Source organism: Nonomuraea sp. NPDC003201 (genome assembly GCF_053590415.1).
Genome location: NZ_JBSFTC010000635.1, coordinates 1 through 2,878 on the forward strand (window position 1 = coordinate 1; position 2,878 = coordinate 2,878).

Below are 2,878 nucleotides of genomic sequence, written 5' to 3' on the forward strand. Positions count from 1 at the left end.
GTGGTGGTCTGGTGCAGTACACAACCTTACACGCGGGGGGGGGTCGGGGGGGGGGGGGCTCGGGCGGGCGCACCCCCCCCCCCCCCACCACCACCGAAGGTCGGGCGTGGTCGGCCAGGGCGGCGGGGCATCCGGCTGCCGAGGGCGAGCCGGGCAGGCGGCGGTGCTCGGGCACGCGGTCGGGTTCACCCTCGACACGCCGTGGGAGAAGCTGCGGGCGCGACACCGCCCCTGCGCTGGAGGCGTCGAGGCGGGTCGCGGCCGGGCGTCCGTGAAAGGATCGTGGGTGGACGCCGTCGTCTCCCGTGAAGGACGTGGTCGGATGCGCCGTTACAGGAACGGCAAGGTCGCGGCTGTGCTCGCCGTCGTCTACGCCGCTCTCGTGGTGGTTCTCGGCGTGGTCTCGCTGGTGATCCTGCTGACGGTGCGGGATCCGATCCTGCTGAGCGGCGTCGCGCTCGTCGGCGTCACCTTCCCCCTCGGCTGGCTGATCTGGTGGGGATGGGACCTGGTGCCGCCTCAGATCGCGAACCCGGTGCTGCTCACCGTGGTCCTGGCCGGCGCCGGTCTGCTTCAGGCGTGGTTGATCTGGCGGATCTTCCGGGGGCGTCCGGTCACCGGAGACGGAGTGTGATCGTACGCCGCGGCCGTCAGATGGCGGCCGTGATCTCGTCGCGGTGCTCGTTGAGCCAGTCGTCGAGGGAGCGCAGGCGGGGGTTGAGCTCGCGTACCAGGCCGAGGTCGCGTACGCCGGTGAAGTAGGCGGACGCCTCGGAGTAGAACTCGAACATGTTGCCGAGCTCGACGGCGCCGGGGAAGCCGGCGGCCCGCATCTGGTCGTAGGTCAGCGGCGCGTAGGTCACCGGCTCCCCGAGCAACGTGGTGAACTTCTCCGCGAGCTCCTTGCCGCCGGCGTGCTCGCCGGCGATGCTCACGGTGCGGCCGACGAACTCCGGGCCCCGCCGGAAGATGCCCAGCGCCGTGCGGCCGATGTCCTCGGCGGCGATCATGGACATCGGGTTGCCCGCCATGGGCAGGGTCAGCACGAGGCGGCCGCTCGCGTCGCGGTGCGGGCCCTGTCCCTGGAGGAAGGCCTCGTAGTAGAAGGTGGTCTGCAGGAACGTGGTCGGCACGCCGAGACCGGTGAAGGCCGCGTTGGCCTCGGCCTTGGCGTCGAAGTGCGGCACCGCGTACTCCCCGAGCAGCGTCGGCACCCGGCGGCCCAGGTGGGCGAAGTGCGGCCGGGTGTCCTCGAGCGTGGACCACACGACGTGCCTGAGCGCGGCGGCCTTGGCGGCGCGGGCGGCCGCGTGCGCCTGGTCGATCTCCATGCGGGCGGCATCGCGGGCGGCCTCCTGCTCGGGGGTGCGCCGGGCCCAGAAGTTGGTCACGACGTACGCGCCCCAGGCCCCGGCGAAGGCGTGGTGCGCGCTGTCCTCGTCGTCGAGGTCGGCGTACACGACCTCGGCGCCCTGCTCGGCCAGGTCGCGGGCCTGCGGGGAGGCGGTGTCGCGGGTGAGGGCGCGGACGGTGAACGGTCCGTCGGGGTTGGCAAGGATGGCGCGGACCAGTCCGCCGCCCTGCGCTCCGGTGGCCCCGACCACGGCGATGATCTTCTTGTCGGTCATGCCTCCACCTTGGCGGCGTTCTCGCGCGGGAGCCTGCCCCTGTCCTGGGTACCCATGCCAGGGGATGGGAGCGGCCGGCGGATGCGGCGACAATGGGGGCATGGGAGAGCAGTTGGGGGAGTTCCTTCGCGCCCGCCGTGCCGCGTTGACGCCCGAGGCCGGCGGCGTGCCGACCTACGGCACGGCGCGCCGGGTGCCGGGCCTGCGCCGTGACGAGGTGGCGCAGCTGGCCGGGATCAGCGTGAACTACTACACGCGCCTGGAGCAGGGCGAGAGCCATCAGATGTCGGACTCGGTGCTGGAGGCGCTGGGCAACGCCTTCCGGCTGACCGCCGATGAGCGCATGCACCTGGTGCGGCTCGCCCGGCCCGAACAGGTGCAGGTGGCGCGCCGTCCCTACGGCCCCGAGCGGCTGCGCCCGTCGGTGGTGGCGCTGGTGGAGGGGGTCGCCGACCAGGCGGCGATCATCCTCGGCAGGTACTTCGACCTGCTCGGCGCCAACCGGCTCGGCTACGCGCTGTACGGCCTGAACCCCGGTCAGCGGGTGAACCTGGCCAAGACGATGTTCCTCGACCCGGCCATGCGCGACCTGTATCCCGACTGGGAGACGCACGCGGACGAGGTCGCCGCCTACCTGCGCATGGCCACCGGCGACATGCCGGACGATCCCCTGCTGGCCGAGCTGATCGGCGAGCTGAGCATCAAGAGCCCCGACTTCACCCGCGTCTGGGGCAGCCAGCGGGTCGCCGAGTGCACCTACTCGGTACGGCGGGTCAACCATCCCCTCGTCGGCCCGCTGGAGCTCAACGAGGAGACCATGCGCGTGCCCGACGATCCCGGCCAGCGGATCATCTTCTTCGGCGCCGCGCCCGGGACGGACTCGGCCGAGCGGCTGCGGCTGCTCGACTCGCTGAGCGCCTAACTGCGGGGCGAGGGCAGCAGGATCATCAGCGCCACCAGTACGGCCGTGGCCGGCGCGCCCCAGGACAGGACGCCGGGGATGGCCGCCGCGGTCGCCTCCGGGCTCGGGGCACGGCCCTGGAGCTGCCGGGTCAGGAGGCTGCCGAAGATCGCCACGCCGAGCGAGAGGCCCAGCCCGCGGACGGACACCGTGACGTGCTTGCCGGTGCACTCGTGGCCGTGGCAGTACGGGCAGTGGAAGGCGGAGCGGCCCCACGGCGCCCGCACCTCGCACGGGCCGGTGACCGTGCCGTGCTCGCCGTGGCGCGCCTGGACCGACGGGTGGGCGG

The 2,878-nt window shown here is 72.9% G+C and carries 3 protein-coding genes and 1 pseudogene; 2 read left to right on the forward strand and 2 right to left on the reverse strand.

Annotated features, from left to right (window positions below; all coding sequences use genetic code 11):
• Window positions 1–322: 322 nt before the first annotated feature.
• Window positions 323–634 carry an SCO4225 family membrane protein gene (locus tag ACWDX9_RS62025; protein ID WP_449973235.1) on the forward strand — a complete coding sequence of 104 codons (312 nt, stop codon included), beginning with the start codon at window positions 323–325 and terminating at the stop codon, window positions 632–634.
• Between the two features lie 16 nt (window positions 635–650).
• Here ACWDX9_RS62025 and ACWDX9_RS62030 read toward each other — a convergent pair whose 3' ends face one another.
• Window positions 651–1,628, reverse strand: coding sequence for an NmrA/HSCARG family protein (locus tag ACWDX9_RS62030; RefSeq protein WP_449973236.1), 978 nt, complete (start codon window positions 1,626–1,628; stop codon window positions 651–653).
• 100 nt (window positions 1,629–1,728) lie between these two features.
• Between ACWDX9_RS62030 and ACWDX9_RS62035 the strand changes: the two genes are divergently transcribed.
• Window positions 1,729–2,550, forward strand: a complete 822-nt coding sequence (locus ACWDX9_RS62035) for a helix-turn-helix transcriptional regulator (protein ID WP_449973237.1) — start codon at window positions 1,729–1,731, stop codon at window positions 2,548–2,550.
• Here the strand turns inward: ACWDX9_RS62035 and ACWDX9_RS62040 are convergent.
• Window positions 2,547–2,878: pseudogene (locus tag ACWDX9_RS62040) on the reverse strand (hypothetical protein); the annotation flags it as partial. The gene ACWDX9_RS62035 and the pseudogene ACWDX9_RS62040 overlap by 4 nt on opposite strands.

Excerpts from the sequence above, each read along its gene's own strand:
- ACWDX9_RS62025 (WP_449973235.1), top strand. The coding sequence starts at position 323 with ATGCGCCGTTACAGGAACGGCAAGGTCGCGGCTGTGCTCGCCGTCGTC.
- ACWDX9_RS62030 (WP_449973236.1), bottom strand. The coding sequence starts at position 1,628 with ATGACCGACAAGAAGATCATCGCCGTGGTCGGGGCCACCGGAGCGCAG.
- ACWDX9_RS62035 (WP_449973237.1), top strand. The coding sequence starts at position 1,729 with ATGGGAGAGCAGTTGGGGGAGTTCCTTCGCGCCCGCCGTGCCGCGTTG.